At 59.3% G+C, this 24,567-nt stretch carries 17 protein-coding genes, 1 tRNA gene and 1 pseudogene; 11 read left to right on the forward strand and 8 right to left on the reverse strand.

The window, feature by feature from the left end; translation table 11 throughout:
• Positions 1-7 precede the first annotated feature (7 nt).
• Positions 8-4,669, forward strand: a complete 4,662-nt coding sequence (locus BM074_RS21330) for a hypothetical protein (protein ID WP_091925172.1) — start codon at positions 8-10, stop codon at positions 4,667-4,669.
• 46 nt (positions 4,670-4,715) lie between these two features.
• Here the strand turns inward: BM074_RS21330 and BM074_RS21335 are convergent, their stop codons facing one another.
• A complete protein-coding gene (locus tag BM074_RS21335) occupies positions 4,716-5,123 on the reverse strand; it encodes a nuclear transport factor 2 family protein (RefSeq protein WP_091925175.1) in 408 nt (135 codons plus the stop codon).
• A gap of 138 nt (positions 5,124-5,261) precedes the next feature.
• Here BM074_RS21335 and BM074_RS21340 point away from each other — a divergent pair, with 138 nt between their 5' ends.
• The 7 genes from BM074_RS21340 (at position 5,262) to BM074_RS21370 (ending at position 10,480) form a co-directional block, all read left to right on the forward strand.
• Positions 5,262-5,567 (forward strand): hypothetical protein, encoded by a 306-nt coding sequence (locus tag BM074_RS21340; protein ID WP_091925178.1) that lies wholly within the window; start codon positions 5,262-5,264, stop codon positions 5,565-5,567.
• A gap of 97 nt (positions 5,568-5,664) precedes the next feature.
• Positions 5,665-7,755, forward strand: a complete 2,091-nt coding sequence (gene flhA / locus BM074_RS21345) for a flagellar biosynthesis protein FlhA (RefSeq protein WP_027233040.1) — start codon at positions 5,665-5,667, stop codon at positions 7,753-7,755.
• A 10-nt stretch (positions 7,756-7,765) separates the two neighbouring features.
• Positions 7,766-8,515 carry a flagellar biosynthetic protein FliR gene (gene fliR, locus BM074_RS21350; protein ID WP_091925180.1) on the forward strand — a complete coding sequence of 250 codons (750 nt, stop codon included), beginning with the start codon at positions 7,766-7,768 and terminating at the stop codon, positions 8,513-8,515.
• 1 nt (position 8,516) lies between these two features.
• Positions 8,517-8,912 carry a hypothetical protein gene (locus tag BM074_RS21355; RefSeq protein ID WP_091925183.1) on the forward strand — a complete coding sequence of 132 codons (396 nt, stop codon included), beginning with the start codon at positions 8,517-8,519 and terminating at the stop codon, positions 8,910-8,912.
• A gap of 70 nt (positions 8,913-8,982) precedes the next feature.
• A complete protein-coding gene (locus tag BM074_RS21360; RefSeq protein WP_091925186.1) occupies positions 8,983-9,555 on the forward strand; it encodes a rod-binding protein in 573 nt (190 codons plus the stop codon).
• A gap of 26 nt (positions 9,556-9,581) precedes the next feature.
• Positions 9,582-10,010: a hypothetical protein gene (locus tag BM074_RS21365; protein WP_027233036.1), complete on the forward strand. Its 429-nt coding sequence runs from the start codon at positions 9,582-9,584 to the stop codon at positions 10,008-10,010.
• Entirely contained in the window at positions 10,007-10,480 is a 474-nt protein-coding gene (locus BM074_RS21370; protein WP_091925188.1) for a hypothetical protein, read from the forward strand. The genes BM074_RS21365 and BM074_RS21370 overlap by 4 nt, the downstream gene beginning before the upstream one ends.
• Positions 10,481-10,487: 7 nt before the next feature.
• Here BM074_RS21370 and BM074_RS21375 read toward each other — a convergent pair whose 3' ends face one another.
• Entirely contained in the window at positions 10,488-10,829 is a 342-nt protein-coding gene (locus BM074_RS21375; protein ID WP_091925191.1) for a PilZ domain-containing protein, read from the reverse strand.
• Positions 10,830-11,050: 221 nt separating this feature from the next.
• On the opposite strand from BM074_RS21375, the gene BM074_RS21380 reads away from it, so the two are divergent.
• Both BM074_RS21380 and BM074_RS21385 read left to right on the forward strand, forming a co-directional pair.
• Entirely contained in the window at positions 11,051-13,321 is a 2,271-nt protein-coding gene (locus BM074_RS21380) for an NADP-dependent malic enzyme (protein ID WP_091925194.1), read from the forward strand.
• A 118-nt stretch (positions 13,322-13,439) separates the two neighbouring features.
• Entirely contained in the window at positions 13,440-14,894 is a 1,455-nt protein-coding gene (locus BM074_RS21385) for a sensor domain-containing diguanylate cyclase (RefSeq protein ID WP_091925197.1), read from the forward strand.
• A 359-nt stretch (positions 14,895-15,253) separates the two neighbouring features.
• Here the strand turns inward: BM074_RS21385 and fae are convergent, their stop codons facing one another.
• Positions 15,254-15,793 (reverse strand): formaldehyde-activating enzyme, encoded by a 540-nt coding sequence (gene fae / locus BM074_RS21390; protein WP_091925199.1) that lies wholly within the window; start codon positions 15,791-15,793, stop codon positions 15,254-15,256.
• A gap of 398 nt (positions 15,794-16,191) precedes the next feature.
• Here fae and BM074_RS21395 point away from each other — a divergent pair, with 398 nt between their 5' ends.
• A complete protein-coding gene (locus BM074_RS21395; protein WP_244533040.1) occupies positions 16,192-19,656 on the forward strand; it encodes an autotransporter outer membrane beta-barrel domain-containing protein in 3,465 nt (1,154 codons plus the stop codon).
• Positions 19,657-19,666: 10 nt separating this feature from the next.
• Here the strand turns inward: BM074_RS21395 and BM074_RS21400 are convergent, their stop codons facing one another.
• From BM074_RS21400 to fdhE, 5 genes and pseudogenes are all read right to left on the reverse strand, one after another.
• Entirely contained in the window at positions 19,667-20,128 is a 462-nt protein-coding gene (locus tag BM074_RS21400) for a hypothetical protein (protein ID WP_051615305.1), read from the reverse strand.
• Between the two features lie 26 nt (positions 20,129-20,154).
• Positions 20,155-20,250 (reverse strand) — tRNA-Sec (locus tag BM074_RS21405).
• 126 nt (positions 20,251-20,376) lie between these two features.
• Positions 20,377-22,203: pseudogene (selB, locus tag BM074_RS21410) on the reverse strand (selenocysteine-specific translation elongation factor); the annotation flags it as partial.
• Positions 22,200-23,624: an L-seryl-tRNA(Sec) selenium transferase gene (gene selA / locus BM074_RS21415; RefSeq protein WP_091925202.1), complete on the reverse strand. Its 1,425-nt coding sequence runs from the start codon at positions 23,622-23,624 to the stop codon at positions 22,200-22,202. The gene selA and the pseudogene selB, both read right to left, overlap by 4 nt.
• 9 nt (positions 23,625-23,633) lie before the next feature.
• The gene (gene fdhE, locus BM074_RS21420; protein WP_091925205.1) at positions 23,634-24,551 is read right to left on the reverse strand and encodes a formate dehydrogenase accessory protein FdhE; all 918 of its coding nucleotides are present in this window, start codon (positions 24,549-24,551) and stop codon (positions 23,634-23,636) included.
• Positions 24,552-24,567: the final 16 nt, after the last annotated feature.

Genomic DNA, 24,567 nt, shown 5'->3' on the forward strand with positions numbered 1-24,567 from the left:
GGGGAGCATGGCAAGACAAACCATTCTTTGGACGGTACTGCCCAATGGGCGCGTGGAAGACGGCGAATTTGCCGGCCAATTGCGCGTGTCCCTGGTCGCGTCTCCCCGGCTGACGCCCGAGGCGTCTGACGAGCAGGTGTTGAAGGCGTTTCCGGAATGGCGCAACTGGCCAAAAACGCTCGATAACGTGAAGTTTTCCTTGCAGGTTGGCCCTGACGAGCTTGAGCTTCGACGTATAAGCGACCCCGATGCCGATCTCTGGGCCAAGCTGTTCTCAGCCCAAACACCTGTCAGCGGATACGTTTTCAAGGACATGAGCAAGGTCAATCTCCGCTCGTTCCCCATGCGCAACGTTCTTGGAACGTTGCGCATGCACTATAAGAACCTCGCGATCCAATCGACAGGGACGCCGCCAACCCTCCTGCCCTGGTCGCAAGCCCATCCAGGCCTGAAGGACCTGCTGGGCGAACTCGGCACCCGCACGGAAAAAATCAACCTCGGCGACCGGCAAATCGAATACCTCGTGCCGGGCTTCAACCGCTTTTTCGACGATGAAGGTCGCGAGGGCACCGAGAACCGTTTGCGCAATACCGTCTTTGGCACAAAGAGTATTTACCGCGGACAGGTCGTTGGCGTGGATGTCGATGAGCAGGGAAACCCCAGGTCCAGTGGGCAGTTTCCGGTCCGCGCCTTGCCTCCGGACTGGCACAATCCTGCCGGGGGCGGCGCCGATGCAAGCATTATGGGGCAATTCTCCTCCGCGGCAGAATATGCTTTCTACCAGGCAGATCGCTTCTACCGCCGCGAGCCTCTGACACAAGCCAAGCTCGACAAGCTTGACGCGCAAAAACAATTGCGCCGCCCCAAGCTCGTCGACGTCCCTGCCCCGCCCAAAGCGCCCGATTTCGATTTCCATCGGATCGTCGCCTCCTACAGCGACTATCCGCGGCTCCTGCGACGCCTTGGCCTTGTGATCGATTGCGTGGTCCAGCCGAATTCGCCCATTGATCTCGCGCTCAATGCTGCCCCGCAGGTGCAAGGGCGAATGTCACTCAACCTTTCATGGGGGAGCGCCCACGATCCGGCGGATGATTCCTGCCCGCAGACCGCGTGGATAGCCGACAAGTACCGGTTTGTGACGCGTCCAAGGACGCAGGATCACGAGCGAGGCTTACTGAAACTGCAGTATGCCGACGATAAATGGAACAATGACAAGCGCACCCTGTTCGATGTCTATCAGGTCGACCCTGACGGTGCGGCCCTGAAGACGGTGGATTTTGTCATTACCGCACAGAACCTTGTGGGAAAGAGCCTGGCAATCGGCGCCGACGGTGCAGTCACCTATACAACGGGCGACAAGCAGGCGGTCGCTGCCCTTCGCACGGGCGGACTTGGCATATCCCGCCATGGCAAGGCGCTCACGATTGCCCAGAGTGCCGCATCGGCGGCGCTGAAGGACGCAGCGGTAAAGTCCGGCGCAGGAAAGAAGGTCGTTCTGTTCACTGAGGACCTATTGCGGGGGTATAGAGTCGACGTACAGCCCGTAATTGGCGGCTCGCCTGAGAAGTGGCATACCCTTTGCGGCCGCCATGGCACTTACAAGCTCATTGCCACGAACGAGGACCTCCCCCTCGAAGACGATGAAGGCTATGTGAAGGGGGCGTCGACGACAAGTTCGGCCAGTGAGGATGCCGACCCGGATGATCATTATCTGCACGAATCGATGTTTCGCTGGACGGGATGGAGCCTGGTAACGCAGCGCCCCGGTAAAACGCTGCGCGCGAGCAGCGATCCCACCTCGGGCGTTCAAAGTGAAACCCCAGAGACGGTTGCAGATGAGGCAACAATTGGCGGCAATGGGGTATCGGCAACGTTCGTCGCGGCCAAAGGCAGCTTGCCGCGCCTGAGGTTCGGCACGCAATACCGCTTCCGGGCACGGTTGGTGGATCTGGCCGGCAACAGCCTCGGCGTGGACGACAGGTCGCTTGAAGACGACGAGCAGGTCAGCGAACCCGTAGGCTATTTACGCTTTGAGCCCGTGGACCCTCCCGTACTTGTTCAACGCGCACGCGTGAGTGAGGGCGAGTCGCTCGAGCGGATGGTGATAAGAAGCAACTTCGACGTCGACCCTGAAGGCTATCTGAAGAAGAAGCCGTTCAAGGATGCGATCAAGCTGCCGGCTTCGCAGGATTTCGATTACACCGCCGGCAACGAGCGGCATGTGGTGCCACCGAAATCCTCGCAGCTGCAATGCGAGCAGCACGGACTGTTCGACGTCTACTTTGCCGATCCTGCCTCGATCAAGACAGCCTACGCGATTGCAAGCCGCGAGGCTGGAAGCTTGAACGATCCGACGGCAACATCGACGCCCGAACTCATCACGCCTGCGGCTATAGCAGGAACTGCCACGCGGACGATATTGCCGCTGCGATTGCCCTCGCCGGACAACCCCACCGGCGATCGCCTCGCGGCCGGCCAATACGTGATTCATCGCGGCGCTCAGGTTTCCACACCCTATCTTCCGGATGGAGCATCGGGAGGCTTCGCATTGCGGGCTATGCAAGGCCATTCGATCCCCGGCGTGACCGTGCCCGTTGTCCTCGGACCGAGCGCTGCGGTGGTGCGTGCCCCGAACCAGGAACTCGTTCTCGTTGTCGCCCATGGCAAGGAATGGCCGGACTCAACCGGGTTCAGGATCGTCCTTCAGGAGCGTGGTGCATCGCTCCTTGATCCACCTTGTGACGAAACGTTCAACGACGGTGGTACGCCAGCCTGGGATGAGGACAAACGTGTCCTGACAATATTCATCGCCAAGGGCCGTATCGCATGTCTTCGCTATGCCAGCTTCGCCCATAAAAAATTCATGGACTCCTTTGGTTTGCCGGGATGGATCGACACCGCCGGCGAGCGGGACTTTCTGCGCGGCATGGCCGAACTCGGCTGCGCGTGGATGATGACGCCCTATCGCGAACTCACGCTCGTCCATGCCACCCAGCAACCGGTATGCGCGCCCGAAATGATCAAGCTCGTCGCCGGCCGCAGCATGAATGACCAGTTTGCCATCTTGCGAGCGCAGGTGCGGCTGCATGGGCCCAGCACCGGAAAATTCGAAGTCGAAGCGCATTGGAAGGAGTGGATCGACGATCTGGAAAAGCCGGGACCGGAACTTGTCGATTCCCATGGGGCGCTTGGCGAAATTTTGCTTGCCGAGAACCACGAAAACACATTCGATCTTAACGGCGCGGTGAACGCCCAGCAATATGACGCCGCGCGCCCCCGCGCCCGGGGCGACCGGCACGAATTCGGCGACACAAAATTCCGGCTGGTCGAGTATAAGGTGTGTGCTACGACGCGTTTTCGCGAGTATCTTCCGCCATCAATCTATGAACAGAAAGATCAGGTTACGCGCCTTGGGCCTATTGCCGAGGGTCAGCAATTCCAGCTTGGCGCGGATGATGATCCGGGCGCTCCATTCCTTGTCCAGCCTGGCGCAGCCCCGCTCACCATCGTCAAATCGAGCGCGGCACCCGACGAGCCGCGCATCGTCTACGTTATGCCCACTTTCCGCTGGGAAGAAACAGCGGACAATTCATCTCTCGATACAGTACGGCTTGGCAACGGCCTGCGCGTATGGCTTGAGCGCCCTTGGTTCTCCTCGGGGAACGGCGAACTGCTCGGCGTCGTGATCCTCCAGGACAATGCCCGCTTTACCGATATTCCGGTGCCTGTCGTGCCGCTGGTAACCCAGTGGGGTCTCGATCCCTTGTGGGATACGTCCCTGCCGAAAAACGCGATCCGGATCACCGATTTCCCCTCGCGGGTTATCAATGAAGCCGTCCCATTGCTTGAGCCGCAAGCGGCAGGGCAGCAGGTGCAGATCATCGGCCACCGGGTCCATTGGGATCAGGCGCGCTCGCTCTGGTATTGCGACATCGAGCTTAATCCCGGCAGCAGCTATATGCCGTTCGTGCGGCTCGCGCTGGTCCGCTATCAGCCCAACGCGCTTTCAGGCGCAAAGATTTCGAAGGTCGTGCTTGCTGATTTCTCGCAAGTCCTGCCGCGCCGCCGCTCATCTTTCCAACGCGACGGCGCCGTGGTCGCGGTCAAGCTACGGGGCACGGTACCAAGTCATGGTCCAATGAAATTCCCGACCGACTCGGAATACCAGGACATTTCCTTTATCCCCCTCCCCGGCCAAGCGGTCGAAACCGGAAGAAACAAGGTCGAGCTCGTACTGCAGACCCGCGACCCGGCGATCGATTCCGACCTCGCCTGGATCGATCAGAAGGTGCTGACCTCGGCCATATTGGCGCCTGTCGCTGGAATAGGGCCGATCGTTACGACGACCTTATTCGATCAGCCGGCCGTAAGGGTAGAAGCACCTCCGGCCGCCGCCGACCGGTTGGGGCAGCGGATTAGCCTCGACCTGACGCACATCGCGAGCCCGATCGACGTCGTCCAGATCCCGCCCGATCTATTCGATCCCGTTATATGGAGCGCCAATGTGACCCTGCCAGATACCGCTGGCAAACCGGCTCGCCTCGCCATACGTGAATACGAACGCTATTACACGGACAGGACCATCGCCGAACAACGTGGCGGTGCGACGAGACGGCGAAAAGTGGTAGAGGAAAGGCTGGTTTATACCGTGTTCTTTGATCTCCAGTAGACGTCGAGCGTCGGGCCATACGTGGAGGAAGTCGCCGCGGCTCGCTCTATTTTTGGTTACGCGGTACTGTCCCCTCGCTGGCTTCTTCAACCAGATGCGTGCGCGAGGGCGCAGGTTCAAATCGATCGGCGAAATATTGCGTTTCGTTGACCACACGTCCTTCGCTGAATTCCATGATGCTCACCGCATAGGTTGGTATACCGTCATAAGTGAGCACGAATTCAGAGACCCAGAGATCACCGCTGCCGATAATTCGCTGGACCGTAAAGCGCTTCTTGTTCGGCTGAACTGTCCGGCTCTCTTGAATGTTGTGCCGGCCACGAATCCGCTCATTCGATTGCGGATAGTAGAGCAAAGCGTCATCACGATAGATCTCATGCTCGACCTCGAAGTCGCTCGCGTCCGACGCTTCCCAATGACGTTGAAGCGCCATCCGCACGGTTTGATCGTTCATCCCAACCTCCGAACTCCGTTTCCGGGCATCAAATCCCAACTACAAAGCAGAATTCGGGCGATGGCTTGTGAAAAGTTTAGTTGACCGCTTTCGATAGCGAGGAGAAACTTGCCACCCAGCGAGCAAGAGGAAAAAACAATGGAAGAGCCAGACCGTTGGCGCCACATGGCAAGCGCACCGAAAGACGGCAGTCGTATCCTCGTAACGGTCCGCCCGACTGAACAGGGGCAGGCAGAAGTTGACCTCGCATATTGGTCCAAAGGCGACCAGTTTGGTGCCGAAGGCTGGCGCGCCTCTGATTCCTCACCCGGCCGTGTCGTCGAATATGCCGAGCCGGAATTGAAGTGCTGGATGCCGATGCCCTCGGCCAATCTCAACCGCACCTCCATGCCCGCCCCCTGGGAAGGCGAAGACGCCGAGCAACTGGACGGTTCAGGGATTTAAAGAACTCGCGTCGTTATACGCTGCGCTTCTTCGCCAGCCGCTGCCTGCCTCGCGCAAGCTTCGCCCCCTATTGTTACTGCGACAATAGGAGACGACCGTGCAGCAAGTTGCAGTAAAACGCCTGGGCGACAAAGGCTATCTGACCGGCAGTGATGTCGGCCTTGCCCTCGGCATCGTCGTCATCCTGACCGTGCTTTTCCTGCCGGTCTCGCCAATTGTTCTCGACATCGGCCTTGCCTTCTCCATCGCCTTGTCCGTGCTGATCCTGATGGTCGCCCTGTGGATTCAGCGGCCGCTCGACTTCTCGGCGTTTCCGACTGTCCTCCTGATCGCGACAATGATGCGGCTTTCGCTGAACATCGCGACAACCCGTGTCATCCTCACCCATGGCGACGAGGGTTACGGGGCTGCGGGACAGGTGATCCACGGTTTCTCGCAATTCGTCATGGGCGGCGACTTTGTCATCGGTCTTGTCGTGTTCGCGATCCTGATCATCGTCAACTTCCTCGTCATCACCAAGGGCGCGACGCGCATCGCGGAAGTCGGCGCGCGCTTCACCCTCGACGCCATTCCCGGCAAGCAGATGGCCATCGATGCCGATCTCTCGTCGGGCCTGATCGATGAAAAGCAGGCGCAGCATCGCCGGCGCGAGCTCGAAGAGGAAAGCGCTTTCTTCGGTTCCATGGACGGTGCGTCCAAGTTTGTGCGAGGCGATGCGATCGCCGGTCTCATCATTACCGCCGTAAACATTTTCGGCGGCATCATCATCGGTGTTACCCGCCACGGCATGGATGTCAGCCACGCCGCTGACGTCTTCACCAAACTCTCGGTCGGCGACGGCCTGGTCACTCAGATTCCGGCCCTGATCGTTTCGCTTGCCGCCGGCCTCCTCGTTTCGAAGGGCGGCACGCGCGGCTCTGCCGACAAGGCGGTGTTCGGGCAGCTCGGCGCCTACCCGAAGGCACTCTTCGTTGCCGCGCTCCTGCTTTTCGTCCTCGGCAGCCTGCCCGGTCTGCCGGCCTTTCCCTTCTTTATCCTGGCGATTGGCCTGACAGCGATCGGCATTTCGGTTCCCCGCAAGCTGGCGCGGGTGGCCGCGGCTGCCCAGGCCGAGATTGCCCAGAAACAGCACGCCGCCGCCGAAGAGGATCGCAACTCGGTTCGCGCCTCGCTCGAGACCGCGCAGATCGAGCTTTGCCTCGGCAAACAGCTTTCGGCGAAACTTCTGGCTTCGCAGCTCGAACTTGCCCACCGCGTCAACAAGATGCGCAAGAAATTTGCCGTCGAATATGGATTTGTCGTGCCCGAGATCAAGGTCACGGACGACTTCCTGCTGCCCCCAAAGACGTACCGCATCAAGATTCACGGAACGGTCGTTGCCTCCCATGAAGTCCGGGTCGGCGAAATCCTAGTTATCCCGGGCGACAGGCCGCCCCCGCACGTTCCCGGCGAAGAAGTGCGGGAGCCCGCCTTCGGCATGAAGGCCTATTCCGTGCCGGAAACGTTTGCTGCGGAGCTGAAGCGCGATAATTACATGACCGTCGACAACCTTTCGGTCCTGCTCACTCACCTCAGCGAAATCGTCCGCAACAACCTGGCGCAGCTCCTGTCCTACAAGGACATGCGCGGTCTGCTCGACCGCCTCGGCCCGGAATACAAGAAACTGCTCGACGACATTTGCCCTGCGCATCTTTCCTATTCGGGGCTGCAGGCAGTCCTAAAGCTGCTGCTGACGGAACGGGTATCCATCCGCAATCTCAACCTCATCCTCGAGGCCATTGCCGAAGTCGCGCCGCATGTGCGTCGCTCCGAGATGATCGTCGAGCACGTGCGCATGCGCATGGCCCAGCAAATCTGCGGCGATCTTGCCGATAATGGCGTGCTCTCGGTGCTCAGGCTCGGCAATCGCTGGGATCTCGTCTTCCACCAGAGCCTGAAGCGCGATGCCAAGGGCGAGATCGTCGAGTTCGACATCGACCCACGGCTGCTCGAACAATTTGGCACGGAGGCGAGTGCCGCGATCCGTAAATATCTCGATGCCGGGGAGCGCTTTGTTCTCGTCGCATCGCCCGAGGCGCGTCCTTATATCCGGATGATCATCGAACGGCTCTTCGCGACGCTGTCGGTGCTCTCCCACGTCGAGATCGCTCGCGGGGTCGAAGTGCGTTCGCTCGGCACGATTTCCTGAGTTGCCGCCAATGCCGCAAATGAGCGACACGATTATCGCGGCCTTTCTGGTTTTCGCGCGCGTGGGCGCATGCCTCCTTGTCATGCCGGGCCTCTCCAGCCCGCGAATACCGATGCAAATCCGTCTGTTCGTCGCCCTCGCCTGCTCGCTGATGGTGGTGCCAATGGTCCTCGCGCAAGTCGAGCCAGCCGCGCGGTCGGCGCCCCTTCCGCTGATGCGGATCATCGTCATCGAAATCATTACCGGCGGCATGATTGGTGTTCTTGCGCGCCTCTATTTCTGGGCGCTGCAATTCATGGCGGGAGCGATCGCCATGGCGACCGGATATTCGGGAGCCCCAGGTGGCGCCATCGAATCCGAGGAGCCGGAGGCGGCAATCGCAAGCTTTGTGACCCTGTCAGCGCTCTGCCTGTTCTTTATTTCGGACCTCCACCTCGAGGTTTTCCGGGCGCTCCTGTCATCCTACTCGGCCATACCCGTCGACGGAAATTTCCAGGCGTCCACGGCAATGGTCAATCTGACCGATACATTGTCGAGGGCGTTCCTCAGCACCATCCGTATTGCCGCGCCCTTCATCGTTTTCGCCGTTGTGGTCAATATTGCCATCGGATTGATCAACAAGCTGACGCCGTCTATCCCGGTCTACTTCATATCGATGCCCTTCGTGCTCGCGGGCGGTCTGATGCTGCTCTATTTCGCCATGCCGGACATCTTGCGTTTCTTCACCAACGAGGCCGGCGCCTATCTGAGGAGTTTCTGATATGGCAGCTACACGCGCCACCTATCGCGAGATGATCCGCCTGCAGAAACTTGCGAAGTTGCGACACGAGATGGAGCTTGCCCGACTTCAAGCGCAATCAGCGGCGGTCGAAGCGGAAAATCTCGACCTCTTCAGAATGCATGAGAGTCGTTTCGGAGCGGAGGCCAGCATCGTTCCCGTCGGAATTATCATGAGACGGCTCGAAACGAACAAGGCGCGACAGGCATCACTGGCTGATACCGCAATGACAGAACGACAGAACTGGCTGAGAGTTTCGCGCACGATCGACACCTTGAGCGACAAGCTGCGTGTCCTTGACGCAAAGCTCACACGTGCGGAGGCCGCCGCCGAGCTCGATGAGAGTATCAGTCATTTACTGGCAGCGCCGAAAATTTAAGGCTCAAGCCTCCCGTAAGTTTGGGCGATTAAAGTGCACCCTATGAGACAACGAAGCGAAGCTGCAACAAATGGCCATTAATCCGCCGTCCGATCTGGTGCTCGATGTTGCCATGGCCGCGGATCCCGATGCGATGCGGGCAGCGGCGGACAAGCTGCGGGCGATGACATCCGACCGGGTTGCAGCGCAGATGCAGCTTTCGCGCGACAGTTTCGCTGCTTTGCAGCAGGCAGCATCGGAAGCTCGGAGCGCCAAGGCTGCCGAAGCGCCTAACAAGGCCTACAAGAAATTCGAGGCCTTCATGCTGCAATCCTTCGTCGAGTCGATGTTCACTGGCGAGAATCAGGCCGTCTTCGGTGAGGGAATTGCCGGCGACTACTGGAAATCGATGATGGCCGAGGCGATCGCCAACAAGATGTCCGACGGTGGCGGAATCGGTATAGCGCGCATGCTCGAAGCGCAGAGTGCGCGGAAGGCAAAAAATGCCGCTGCCGAAGCCGCGACTGAAAACAGTATCAAAACTGATGACCAACCCAATTTCAAACAGCAGGATTCAAATGTCATTTTGTACCAGATCGAACGGCAACTCATTCACAGGCAATTGAAATCGACCGATGACGTCGAATCAACCCGACAAGGCTGAGGCCGAAACGTTTGGAGGGAATTCATATGGAAACCGTCAACGATAATCAGAAAAGCACCGAGATGACAGCTTTCGCCCAGAGAAACGAACCCGCACTCGATCCAGTGCTCTTTGCAATCCGCAGGCTGGAAGAAGTCGTCGAGCGCGAGACCCGTCTGCTCCTTGATGGCCAGACGGTCGACCTCGCCGATATCAATGCCAATAAGAGCCGCGGCTTGCGCGACTTCAACAAGGCAATGGGCAAAGCCGCCAAAACCGTCGACACGTCGGCGCTGAGGTCCCTGCAGCCGTTCCTCGACAATCTGCGCCAGAAGCTCGATCGCAATTGCGATGCGCTCAAGTTGCACCTGCGCGCCGTTACGGAATTGACCGGGCTCATCCGTGACGCCCTCGAAACGCAGGAGGCAGACGGCACCTATACGGTCAGGCAATTGCGGGACGGTCAGGGCGCATGATCCGCATCGCCATTATCGGCCTGTGGATTTGCGGCGTTGCGCTTGGCTCGCTCTATTTTGCCGTTTGGCAGAATTCGGCGACCGCATCAGTCGCGCCGAAGGCCGGTGAAGTCGTGCTCGACGATGGCAAGACCGATGTCTTCAGCGTGCCCGTCATCATCGACAATGCGGTGCATGGCTATGTCGTGACGCAATTTGCCTATACGCTCGACAAATCTGTCAAGGCGTTGGTGACCGTGCCCGTCTCTTATTTCATCAATGACGAGATCTTCTCACAGTTCTACGGCCAGTATTCGGACGTAAAGGACGTGCAGCAGGTCAAGTTCGATGATGTGAAGAAATCCATCATCGACCGCGTCAACGCGCATTTCCCGCAGCCGCTCCTCAAGGACCTCCTCGTCGAGCAGTTCAACTACATCAGTTCCAAGGAAATCCGCAACCAGAACACCAAGGGCCTCGAACGGCCCTAATACTGGATCAAAGCGAGTAATATTTGCCCGCGAGCGTCTGGAGCAGCGTGTCGTTCAGGGGTTCGACGATGGGGTCCTGGACGAAGCGGACGCCGAATTCCGGCTCCTTGTGCCATACGACTTCCGTGATCAGCGCGCCGCAATATTGATCGTCGAACAGCCAGAAGCGGGCTGGAACGGCGCACGAGCCGATCAGCCTTATCCTCGCCCCGCCATGGGCAATGTTCTGGAACTGGCATTCGGTCAGGAAGTGACCATCCAACGTGACAAGCTTGCCGGATCGCAGGCGGGTCCGCTTGCGATCCTGGCGCCGTTTTTCTGCTTTATGTTCCGTTGCGGCTGGTGGCATTGCCAAGGGATCCGAATTGCAAGCAATCACGCTATCAGCCAAAAATTGCAAATCCGTTAGGCTGCCGCGAGTTGGGAACGTGCGACACGCCGATTGGCACTGTTCCAGGAAAAATTCTTTTGCCTTATGGCCCGCTACCACTTTTAATTGCTTGGGTCATTCTCGTCGGTGCTGGCACGCGCGCGTGACGGTTCATCCCAAACGAAAGGGGCAAGACGGCCATGTCACAAGACGCAAAAGCAAGCCTTCACGCGGCGGCTCTGGATTTCCACCAATTTCCAAAGCCGGGAAAAATTGAAATTACGCCGAGCAAACGGCTCGCCAATGCGCGCGATCTTGCACTTGCCTATTCGCCCGGGGTTGCGGCGCCATGCGAAGAGATCGCCGCCAACCCCGAGAAGGCCTATCTCTATACATCCAAGGGTAACCTCGTCGCGGTGGTCTCGAACGGGACTGCGGTGCTCGGGCTCGGCAATATCGGTGCGCTTGCCAGCAAGCCTGTGATGGAGGGCAAGGCCGTCCTCTTCAAGAAATTCGCCGGCATCGACAGCATCGACATCGAGGTGAATGAAACCGATCCCAAAAAATTCATCGAGATCGTTGCACCGCTGGAGCCGAGCTTCGGCGGCATCAATCTCGAAGACATCAAGGCGCCCGATTGTTTCGACATCGAGGAAAGCCTGCGCGAGCGCATGAACATACCCGTGTTCCATGATGACCAGCACGGCACCGCAATCATCGTTGCGGCGGCTGTGCTCAACGCCATGAAACTCGTGGGCAAGGATATTGCCGAGGTCAAGATCTGCACCTCCGGTGCTGGCGCGGCTGCGATCGCCTGCATGAACATGCTGGAGACCGTCGGCGCGCGCCGCGAGAACATCTACCTTGCCGACCGGCAGGGACTTGTCACCAAGAAGCGGGCGAACTCGGTGGATCGCTGGCGTGGCGCCTTTGCCCAGGACACGAATGCGACCGAACTTGCCGACGTCATGGCCGGTGCAGATATCTACGTAGGCCTCTCGTCAGCCGGCGCTTTGAAGCCCGAAATGATTCGCGAAATGGCGCGCGACCCATTGATCCTTGCGCTTTCCAACCCGACACCCGAGATCATGCCGGAGCTTGCCATTGCCGAGCGTCCGGATGCGATGATCTGCACCGGCCGATCCGACTATCCCAATCAGGTCAACAACGTCCTCTGCTTCCCGTTTATCTTCCGGGGTGCGCTCGATTCAGGCGCAACGACGATCAATGATGACATGAAACGGGCAGCAGCCTACGCGATTGCCCAGCTTGCCCATGAGCCGGCCCTGGAATCCATGGGCAGTGATGCCGCCGCGACGTTCGGGCGTGGCTATCTCATCCCTTCCCCGTTCGATCAGCGCCTCATTCTGCGCATTGCGCCAGCCGTGGCCCAAGCCGCCATGGACAGTGGCGTATCGCGTCGCCCAATCGCGGACATGCGCGCCTACCAAGACAGCCTGAAGCGCTTCGTCTTCCGCTCCGGATTGGTGATGAAGCCGATGATCGAGCGCGCCATGGGACAAGGCAAGCGCGTTGCCTTTGCCGATGGCGAGGACGAGCGTGTGTTGCGGGCAACGCAGGTCATCATGGAGGAGTCGATTGGCCGGCCGGTGCTCATAGGCCGCCCTGCGGTCATCGAACACCGTATTGAGCGCTTTGGCCTTACCATTCGCCCAGAACGCGACTTCGACATCATCAATCCCGAGGATGATCCGCGCTACCGCGATTACGTCACCCAGTTCCACGATCTTGTCGGGCGCAAAGGCGTCACGCTCGATACGGCCCGGACCATCGTGCGCACGAATACGACGGTCATCGGTGCATTGGCCGTGCGGCGCGGCGAGGCCGACGCCTTGATCTGCGGCCTGCAAGGCAGCTTCATCAAACATGCACGCGACATCCGCTCGATCATCGGCCTTGCCGATGATTCGGCGCAGCTTTCGGCACTCTCGATGCTGATCATGGGCAAGGGCGTGTTCTTCCTCGCTGACACGCATATGAACATAGACCCGAGTGCCGAGGAGATCGTGCAGATCGCCTTACAGGCGCGAGACCACCTCAAGCGCTTCAATATCGATGCCAAGGCGGCGCTGCTCAGCTATTCGAGCTTCGGCTCACGTGGCGGCACCCCGGCTGAAAAAATGCGGGCCGCCTATGCGCTGCTCTCCAAAGCTGCTCCCGATCTTCTGGTCGAGGGGGAAATGCAAGGGGATCTTGCAATCAACCCGGCCTTGCGTGAGCGCTTCCTTACCAAAACTGCCTTTGAGGGCGAGGCAAACCTTCTGATATTCCCGTCGCTGGAAGCAGCAAATGTCTCGATGACCCTGTTGACGGAATTGAACAATGCGCTGGCGGTCGGCCCGATATTGATGGGCACGAAACGTCCGGCGCACATCCTTTCCCCCACGGTAACCAGCCGCGGCATCGTCAACATGTCGGCAATTGCAGCGGCCGAAGCATTGGAATGTTGACCATGCCGTACACGGATGGGTTGTAGGCAACGCGATTTTGAGCCAACTTTGCTTTCACTGATTTGGAGGGCCACAGCTTAAAGGAGCGTGGCCCCGACTTTGAAAGTTCGAAAACGATATGCACGATCAGGCTCATCACGCCGAGACATTCGACCTTGCACCGATCTCACTATGGCTCGAGGACTTCAGCGAGGTTCGATCTCTCTTTGAAACGTGGCGGGCGTCTGGCGTCACCGATATCAGGGCCTACCTCACGGAAAATGAAAACCGCATCAAGCAGTGCTCGAGCCTAATCAAGGTTATCAAAGTCAACAGGAAGACCCTGACGCTGTTTGAGGCAGAGGACCTCGAGCATCTCACCCAGAATCTCGGCTCCATCTTTCGCGGCGACATGCTGCAATCGCACGTCCAGGAACTTTCGGCGCTTTGGGAAGGCGAGACCGAGTTTTCCAGCGCCACCGTCAACTATACGCTGTCCGGGCGGCGTCTCGACATCCAGTTGCGCGGTACGGTACTGCCCGGTTACGAAGACAGCTGGAGCCAGGTCCTACTTTCGATCGAGGATGTAACCGAACGCGAAGATGCTCGGCGCAAGCAGGTGGAGAGCAAGCGCTACGCCGAGGGGCTCTTCGAACATTCGCCGGTATCCCTATGGGTCGAGGACTTCAGCCGCATCAAGCGCCTCCTCGACGAAGTGCGCGACAAGGGCATTACCGATTTTCGCGTTTTCACCGATGTGCACCCCGAATTCGTCCGCCAGTGCATGAGCGAGATACGGGTCGTCGACATCAATCGCGAGACGTTGAAGCTGTTTCTCGCACCCGACAAGATGACGCTGCTGCGCCGCATCAACGACGTTTTCAAGGACGAGATGAATGCGCATTTCAGGGAGCAACTGATCGATCTTTGGAACGGCAACCTGTTCCACCAGCGGGAGACTGTCAACTACGCGCTGGACGGTACAGAGCGTCACGTATTGCTGCAGTTCTCCGTCTTGCCCGGCCACGAAGACGACTGGGCGCTTGTGCAGATATCGCTTACCGACATCACCGCGCGCAAGAAGGCCGAGGCCTATCTCGAATATCTCGGCAAGCACGACGTCCTGACGAAACTCTACAATCGCGCCTTTTACGTCGATGAACTCAACAGGCTGGAACGGCGCGAATTCCACCCGGTCTCGATCATCATTCTCGATCTTAACGGGCTCAAGGTCATCAACGACCAGTGGGGCCACGCCGCCGGCGACAGCATGCTGCGCCGGGTGGGAGAGGTGCTCAACGAGGCTGTCAGAGCCCCCTGCTATGCGGCCCGCATCGGCGGCGACGAATTTGCCGTGCTGATGCCCGCCATTGACGAATTGGGTGCAGCAAGCCTTGTCGAGGAGATCCGCAGTCTGGTCGAAATCAACAATCAGTATTATTCGAATATTCCGCTCGACATGTCCATCGGCTGGGCGACCAGCAATATCGGCGAAAAGATGGAATTGGTCGCCAAGCGCGCCGACCTTCTGATGTACGAGGATAAACGCGCGCACTACTCATCGGGCAAGAAGGCCGGACAAGCCGCGAACTAGTCCGCGTTCAAGGGCTATGCGGGAGATTAATTACAATTAACTATGCAGATTTCGGGGAAAAACCGCTTTGAACGCATTCGAGTCACGCTCCTGTAACGCTGCGTAACATAGCGTCAACCTGTGATCGTGAATTCGATGCATAGGACAAACAATAAGAAGCATCCACCATGCAAGGAATGAGCGGACAGCAGTGGGGGGCATAGGTCGAAATTCTATATTTATTCGAGTTAGAATATGGGCTTAGCACTGCGGGTAAATGAATACAGGCCGACAACAACTTAGAAAACGACAGGCTAACGCCCATCTACAACGCGCTCTCCGGAGCGCGTTTTGTTTTTTGGAAGTGCCGTCTCAGCGACTCAGTAGTCGATCACGCCGTCAAGAGCGTAGTGCTTGATGGTCTTGCGATTTGCGATGAGCTCGTCCACCGTTGGCCTGCCGGTCATGGCGCGGGAAATTGCGAGTTTCGTCGCCTCATAATTGGTGCGATATAAATCCTTGCGATCGAGGTTCTCGTCATCGACACAACGCGGATCGAGCCAGACCGTGATGATCATGCACAGGTCGTCGGCCTCGTCCCTGGGAAGAACTCCTTCCGACAGGCAATCGACGATCGCATCGCCCATCGCCGCCTGCACGACGCCGCCCAGAAGTTCGGCATAGGCCATATTCTTGATTGTAACCTTGCTCGTCATCATGGTGGCGGGACGTACCGCCTGGTTGAGGTCGCGGACCACGAACATGCGCGTGTGTCCCTTGACCTGACCCATCATCGAGGCGAACGCGTGGCCAACGGGGCCGCGCACCGATCCAATCACGATTTCGGGCATGGCATCCGTTGCCTGGCCCTCCGCAGCAAGAACCGTTGCTTCACCCGTGCGAAACCAAATCTCAGACATGTGTCCTCCTTGCCAATTGCGGCACGACCCTATCTGCCACTTCTTGACCGGTAAAGTTGAAAAACCCAGAGAGTGAGTTCCGTTGTTACGCATCAAATGAAATTTTTGTTTTAGAACAGGTGCGTATCAAACAGCAGTGAACCAGGGAGCGCTCCTTTTTCAAGGTGGGCATCCTCACCTGTCATCTGCTTCCTAACAGCAGCAACCGCAATCAACGCGTAGTAGCAATATTTTGACACTGGAACGTGGTTGAAGCATTATCGGCACGCCGGCTGCGTTCTTCGGAGGAGGAGGCCATCGCCAACCGTTCGCGTGATGTTAAGCGTACTCGCGAATACAGTCTATCACGGCGCTGCACAGCGCAGCGTAGCGCGTGGAGCCTGAAGCTTACCCATCAAGTGGCAATAATTGTCGTGCCCGCTCTTGTCGCGTCTTTCTTCCCCGGCGTTGCGCTTGCGGATGATGAATGCGGTCAATCCAATACGAGCGGAGCAGTCCCGACTGTCACCTGCGCACCGGGAACTTATTCGACGGGGATCGTGTACTCCACGTCAAACGCCGGCATGATCTTGACTGGCGACGGGCTTCTCGTGCTGACAAATCCTGTCAGGGGCGTCGAGATCAACACCAACGGCGTCAGCGGCCCCATCAGCGGCCCGATTTCAATGAGGCTGAGCGGCCTATTCGAGGCTGAGGGGCAGGTGAATATCTATGGCGTTTCCCTGCTTCAGAGTAATCCGAACGCCACGGCGTTTGGTGATCTCACCATTGATGTCACAGGAGAGGTGGATGCTCAGGGCCAGACTGATATCCGTGGGATCTTCCTCAACAATTTGACACCGAGCCCTGCCAATCTTTCTGTAATTTATCGCGGGCCCAGCATTCATGTGGTGGGCGGTGACGCGGCTGGCATCATAGCCCGTTCGGCGGGTGGCAGCGGCAATGTTTCGATCGACGCCAGCGGCGGTATCATTGGCAACGTGCCCACGAATTCGCAACTTCTCTTTGGCATCACTGCCGAGGCCGACACGACCGGCAGCGGCAGCGGCAGTGCCTCGGTACGCTATCGTATGGGCGCTGTCGGCGAAACCAGCGAGATCGGCCTCACCGGCTCGCGTGTGTTCGGGATAAATGCCGTCTCCTATGGCGATGGCTCCGCGACGGTGATTACTGACCCTGGGACGTCGATTTCCCTGAGCGGTGACGAAAACGGCAACCCGCATGCAGCCATTTCGTTGACAGCCCGCGGCGGCAGCGCTGCCGGGGGCCAGATGGTACGAGGAGAGATCGCCTCGACCATCGACAACACCGGTTCAGTAGCCGGGGACGCCGGCGAACGCTCGCGCAACCCGATCGGCATTCGCGCGACTGCTTATACCGACGTTCCGGTCACGGTGATCTATACCGGCGCAGGCATCACCACGGATGGCGGCCGCGGCATGGGAATTGTCGCGCAGTCAGGGAGCGGCGCTTCCACCGTTCAAAGCAGCGGGCCCATCACCACCAATGGCGACAGATCCTTTGGCATCCTGGCTGACAGCGGCAGCCAGCCGCGCCCTAGCCTTCCACTGCCCTCTCCGGGTGTTTCTTTTCCTGGCGACGGTCCAGACGATCCGGCGTCAGGCATTGGTGGGCCGGTTACTGTCCTCAGCGCCGCACCCATAACGACCCATGGCAGCGAGTCCTACGGCATATGGGCCAATTCCGCCACGGGTGCGGTGGATGTCTCTGCCTCGAATATCGTGACGACCGGCGAATTCGGCGTAGGCATCAAGGCGACCGGCGGCTCAGTGACCGTCAGCGTTCCGGGATCGGTGACCGGCGGTTGGCAATCTTCCGCGGAAGACGCCGGACCGATCTATCAGATGCCTGCGAGCGGCGTTATCCTGGGCGCAACCTCCGGGACGGCAACGCTGAACAATAGCGGCCTTATTGGCGCCCTTTCCGATCGAGCCGTTGCCTCGGCCGATCTTTATTTTCAGCCGGGCTTTCCCGGCGACGTGAGCATCGTCAACAACGGCACGATAACGGGTTATGTGACGCTTGGCTCGGGAAACGACACTTTTCAGAACCTGACGCCCAACTCCTTTGACATCCGCAATTTTGCCGATACGGATGGTGACGGCATCCGCGATACGAAGGCCGTTGCCATCTCCGACTTTGGTGCGGGCAACGACCAGTTCGTCAACGACTCGGCAGGCGTGGTGCGACTCCTGCCCGTCACCGGCGCGGCAATAACCGATGCGACCGGCTACTACGTGCCGACGACAGGCGCGGATAGCCGCCCACTTGAATCCACCTTTTACGATCTCAACCGCGAAGGGGTCGTTCAGGGCCAGCTTGTCAACCTCGAAACCTTCGCCAATGCCGGTACCATCGACCTACGCAATCCCGCCGTCGGCAACGCCCTACCCGTTGTCGGCAACAGCCTTGTCATCACCGGCAACCCAACGGCCGGAGGCGCTCCGGGCAGCGGACTTTATGTTTCCAACGGCGGAAGGTTGCTCGTCAATACGGTGCTGAATGGCGGCATACCTGTTGCCGGTCAGACCAACTCCTACTCCGACATGCTGGTCGTCGATGGCACCCGGCTCGGCACAGGAGCGACGACAATCGGCGTGACCAATGTCGGGGGCAGCGGCGTCCTGACACCGGGCAACGGTATCGGTCTTGTCGAGGTGCGCAACAAGGCGGCATCGGATCCAGGTGCATTCTCGCTTGCAGGCGACTATGTGACTACGCAGGGCGAGCAGGCAGTCGTGGGCGGGGCATATGCCTATACGCTTAAATTTGGCGGCGTCGGCGCAGATGGCACCGATGGAAACTGGTATCTCCGCTCGCAATTGATACCAACCGGTCCAATACCCCCCAATCCACCGGAGCCCCTGTTCCAGCCGGGCGTGCCGATCTACGAAGCATATCCGCAGGCGCTGCTTGCGCTCATGGGCATGCCGACGATGCAGCAGCGGGTCGGCAACCGCTATTGGGAACAGCCGCTCGCTCCGCCAAATGTGCTCGAAGGCAACGGCGTATGGACCCGCATCGAGGGCTTGCACAGTCATATCGAGCCGGCGGTCAGTACCAGCGGCAGCGACTACGATATCGATATGTGGCGGCTTCAAGCCGGGCTCGACGGTCTGCTGTATGAAGCGCAAGACGGCAGCCGGCTCATCGGCGGCATTACAGTCCATTACGGGCAGGCTTCGAGCGACGTAACCTCCGTATTCGGCGACGGCGGTATCAATACCGACGGTTACGGTTTTGGCGGCACGCTGACATGGCTCGGGCAAAACGGTGTTTATGTGGATGGGCAAGCATCGCTGACCTGGTTCGATAGCGATCTCACATCCGATATTGCCAATCGCTCGCTTAAAGATGGCAATGACGGTTTCGGCTATGCCCTGTCGGTTGAGGCCGGCAAAAAGATCGACTTGAGCGGGAACTGGACGATTACGCCACAGGCGCAGCTGATTTACGCCAATGTCGATTTCGACGGCTTCACCGATCCTTTCGGCGCTGACGTTTCACTCGGCACGGGCGACAGCCTGCGCGGCCGGCTGGGCATCTCGGCCGACCGCGAGCAGAGCTGGCAAGACAAGGCGGGCAAGACCAGCCGCAGCCACGTCTACGGCATCGCCAACCTCTATTACGAATTCCTTGACGGATCTTCCGTGAACGTCTCCGGCGTCAAATTCGAGACGCGACCCGAGCGGTTTTGGGGAGGGATTGGGATCGGTGGCAGCTATAACTGGAACGACGACAAGTATTCCGTCTATGGCGAGGTTTCAGCCAATACCAGCCTTGAGAGTTTCGGCGACAGCTACGCCTTTAATGGAACTGCGGGTTTCCGCGTCAAATGGTAGGCCGCGATTTCTAGAAATCGACACGCGGCGTGTCGGGAATAGGATTTTCGAACAGCATCCAGAACGAAACGCTGAAGGTCGCGGCGTACCATGCTTCGAAGCGCGCAAGCGCTTCCCCGACCTCTTCGACCGTGCCGGATCCAATCAATTCTGCCCGGTGGAGTGCGACAATCACAGGTGTGAAATTATCCAGCATCGCATCGCGCGCGTCGCTGTCCGATGACCAGCCGAGTTTGGCCAGCAAGGCAGCAATTGCACGCGCAACTTTGATCTCGTCATCATGCTGCCACTCGCCATCGCCGGCTTGTGGTCGCATTGCAGCCGCGAGCGTTCGCATCAAATTAAGCCGGCGAAATGCAAATGCCCTTTCCTGCTCGAGAGATGCTATGCGGGCCGCAGCCTCGTGCCGGTAAAGGGTTTCGACTGCCTGTGCGGACTCGGCCCGTTCTTGCAGCGCTTCCAGGTATTTCATCGCGGCGGCTCCGACCGCCTGATCGTTGGCGGAAGAGAGTGGGAGTCGAACCCACCAAAGACCGTCTCTCGGCCCCTCCCGGATTTGAAGTCCGGACGCCCCACCGGGGACGCATCTCCTCCTGACGCGAGCTTGTCGCTCGTTACTTTCGCAGAAACCCCAAAGAGATCCAGCCGGTCTCGATTGATGCGGCGCAGGTCTTCGCGACGCACGGTCACACTGTGACGATCGAAGAAATCCAGGATCTGAATGGCAACCTTGCGGCCATTTTCAACCTGATCGCGGAACTCGGCCGCGGTAAACCATCCCTTTTCCCTTTCCGCGCTAAGTCCGGCAATAATGGCAACCATGTCTGCTACCGCCCTACGCAGGAAGAAATGATCGTGCGCGATTTCATGTGTCTTGCCTATCCGGCTCGCGAGTTTCAGGAGGCGGCGCACCTCGGGTTCCGGAACGGCGAGCGCGGTCGCGATATCGCGCACGCGTGGAGGACGAAATCGTTCAGCGCCATCGAGCAATGGCTCGATGTTCCGCCAAAAATGTTCATCGGCAGGGCCCATCGTCACCGCATGACCGGCGCGCCGTACCCACGCCCCATCGATTACAATCTCCCCTGCCCCGGCAAGCCTTTGTAGAGCCGATCGAAACGCCGCGATCGGCAATCGCGGCTCAAGCTGGGTGCGCAGCCGCTCGACACCAATGCCAAGAAGATCGGGATTGTCGGCATGGAAGAGGTCAAGCCGGCCCAACAGATCCTCACGAAATGACGCCCAGCGCGAAGCAGAAATCGCTTTCAAATCAGGTGCAGCGGGGAGCAAAATCGCGCCTAATGCCTGGGCGAGCTCATCGGTTTTAGTTGCCGCAAGGGCCCGGTCCCGGACGAAGGCGGTAAGGTCGAGTTGATAGGGCGCGGTCTCGAGCAAGGCCTCCAAGGCTTTGGCCGGATCAGAGAACAGGTGAGCCTCGATCTGTGCCCTTCGTTCGGGTGTGCGGCGCTTGCGGGCGGGTGCCCGCAGATCGAGAAAGCGGCCCCCACCCACTGTGCGCCGGGCCGACGTGTCCCGGATAATATAGCGGTCGCCCGCTGCTGCTGCGATCGGCTGGTCGAGTACGAGTTGCACATTTGCTGCGGTACCCGGTGCGATCGGAGCATCGCCAAGCAGCACGACTCGCGCACCAACTTCGGTAGAGGCATGGTGGAGCCGGATTGGAAACCAGTGCCCTATCGGCTTGGGCTCGGAACCGAGGACCCGCAAAGTTGCGTCGATCCTGATCGTCGGTGCGTGCAAGCTCTGGTCCAGTATCATGTCGCCGCGGCTGATCGCGGATTTGGAAATGGCTTCGCCGGCGAGATTGAGGGCGCAACGGTCGCCGGCCTTGCCTTCCCTGCTCGGCCGGTTCTGCGAATGGATGGAGCGTACACGTGCGGCGATTCCCGAGGGGCTGACAATCACATGATCTTCCACCGCGACCCTTCCCGACAAGACTGTGCCCGTCACGACAGTTCCCGTGCCTTGCAGCGTGAATGAACGGTCGACAGCGAGCCGAAAGCGGCCATCGGCTTCGCGGCTTGAAAACTGGCGTGCTGCTTCCACAATGTGGTCGCGCAGTTGGTCAATGCCTTTTCCCGTTACTGTCGAAGCCCTCAGAATTGGCGCGGCGCGAAGGGCCGTTGCGGCAAGCTCGTTGCGTAATTCGGTCTCGACTTCGACAAGCCTCTCCTCTGGCACAAGGTCGGCCTTCGTCAGCGCGACGACCCCGTGCTCGACACCAAGGAGGTCGATAATGGCAAGGTGCTCCCGCGATTGCGGCATAATCCCATCATCTGCAGCGACGACGAGCAGCACGAAGTCGATGCCGCTCGCACCGGCGAGCATGGTGTGGATGAACTTCTCATGGCCTGGAACGTCGATGAAACCGATGGTTTCGGCCTCCACTGGCAAGTAGGCGAAACCAAGATCGATCGATATGCCGCGTGCCTTCTCTTCCTTCAGCCGGTTGGTATCGACATGGGTCAGCGCTTTGACCAGCGAAGTCTTGCCGTGATCGATATGCCCCGCAGTACCAACGATCATGATTGGCTGTTTCCTCTGGCCTGCCCCGCTCTCATATCGAGGTCCGCGATATTGGCAGCAAATGCCGCCTCATCTTCGAGGCAACGCAGGTCAAGAACCAGGGACCCGCGCTCGATACGGCCAATGACCGGGACGGGCAGGCGCCGAAGAGCGGCGGACAGTTCCTCAAGCGCCCTGCCGCCGCCATCGATCGCCGTCAAGGCGAGACCAGCGCTTGGCACCGTGGCCAGCGGCAAGGCGCCCGATCCGATTTGACTGGCACAGTCGACGACGGCGACATTGAACGCACCTTGCACGGCCTTCGCGACGATTGGAGCCAATCTTTGCGCCTGCGCACCGATCTCTTCGCGGGAGCGGCTGAGGAGCCGCATAGTGGGAAGGCGCTGGCTCAGTCGTTCGGGATCGCGATAGAGCTTTAGCGTCGCCTCGAGTGCCGCCATGCGGATCTTGTCGACTCTGAGGGCCCGTTTCATCGGGTTCTTGTTGATCGTCTGGATAAGGTCCTTGCGTCCGACGATGAATCCCGCCTGTGGCCCGCCGAGCAGCTTGTCGCCGGAAAAGGTGACAATGTCCGCACCTTCGTCAATCGCCTCTCGCACCGTCGGTTCGTGCGCCAGTCCGAAGCGCGTGAGATCCGTCAATGTCCCGGACCCGAGATCGTGGACCAGCGGGACGGCGCCTTTGTGCGCGATATCCTTCAATTCCTGCGGCTTTACTTCTTTCGTAAAGCCTTCGATGCGGTAGTTTGAGGTGTGGACCTTCAGGATCAGTCCTGCGTCAGGTCCCAAAGCATTCGCATAATCGCTTTTGTGTGTCCGGTTTGTGGTGCCGACCTCCACCAGCCTGGCGCCCGCACGCGCCATGATGTCGGGCATGCGAAAGGCGCCGCCTATTTCTATGAGTTCGCCGCGGGAAACGATGGCCTCCTTGCCCGCCGCCAGACTGTTGAGCACGAGCAGGACAGCCGCCGCATTGTTGTTGACGACGGTCGCATTTTCAGCGCCGGTCAGTTCGCAGATCAGGGCACGCAAATGATCGTCGCGTTCGCCGCGCTTGCCGCTGTCAAGATCATACTCAAGGGAAACGGCCGAGCGCATTGCCGCCACCGCAGCGTCAATTGCGGTCTCAGCCAGAAGCGCGCGGCCAAGGTTTGTGTGCAGCACGGTACCCGTCAGATTATAGAGCGGGCGTAGCGTGGTGCGCTCGCGCTCCTCAATGCTTGCAACAAGATTGTCGAGAATAATTTCCGACGCCTGGATAGGGTGGCCTTGAAGAACTTTCCGACGCAGGGCGGCGACGGTGTCGCGGAGAACCTCGGTCACTGCCGGCCGTCCGAAGCGCTCTATGGCAGCCACCGCCAATTCAGACCTCAGTAGCTGATCGACAGAGGGTAGAGCGCGGAGACTGGAATTGGTGCCCATCGCACATCCTCACAACCCGGCGAGCAACGGCGAGAAGCCGCCGCGCCGATAGGGTCCCGCTCGCATCAGGAGGTCAAGGCCGAGACTAGCAACGTCATCTACGACCGGCTCGGTATCCGGCGCCTTGTCCTGATAGAGGATTTTCATCCACCCCTGGCACTCGTCACAGGTCTCGGCCTTGATCGTGCCGCCATGTCCGTCGATTTCCTGATAGCCAATGCCCTTGGTCGAACCGCACAACACGCATTTGATGCGGACGTAGTTCCACAACGTGCCACACATGGAACAGGAGCAAAAGCGTGCGCCATGGGAGCCGGGCCAGCCGACGACCATCGATGCCACCGGCAAACCTCCGCATGTTGGACAGATGCCGTCGGCTACCGGCGCGAGCATCTTTGCGTCCAGAGCCGAGGCGAGCCGGGCAAAATGCACCTGCAGGGCCGCCCAGATATAGATGTGCTCGGCAATTGCATCTGCCGGCAACGCGCTGGAGAAAACCGTTCTGGCCATGGCCCTGCGATCCTGGACACTGGCGGCGGTCACGCGGGATAGAGCGTCAGCCGCCGCGGCGGGCTTTTCGATCGGGGCAACAGCCGCAAACAGGCGATCGAAGATATCGTTCAGTGTCGGCTCGTCCTCGATCCCGCTCCGGTCGATCAGGGGCATTGCGAATTCGCGGGCACGCGCAACGGACGCCGCGTCTGGTCCACCGGGAGCCGGCAAACCAACTTGGATATCGTGCTGGGCACGCGCCAGTCCCTCAACGAACCTGAGGTACGGTGAAACTTGGCTTGTTTCAGCCAATTGCCGCAGCCGTGCTGCCCTTGTGGAAAAGATCCAACCCGGATCCGGCAGTCGGACAAAGGGCGGTGACGAGATATCTCCGATTGCCGTTGGATCCGGCTCAACCGCACTCTTGGTGTTCATGCTGCTCCCTCACGAA

The organism is Phyllobacterium sp. CL33Tsu, from assembly GCF_900113985.1.
GTDB lineage: Bacteria > Pseudomonadota > Alphaproteobacteria > Rhizobiales > Rhizobiaceae > Phyllobacterium > Phyllobacterium pellucidum.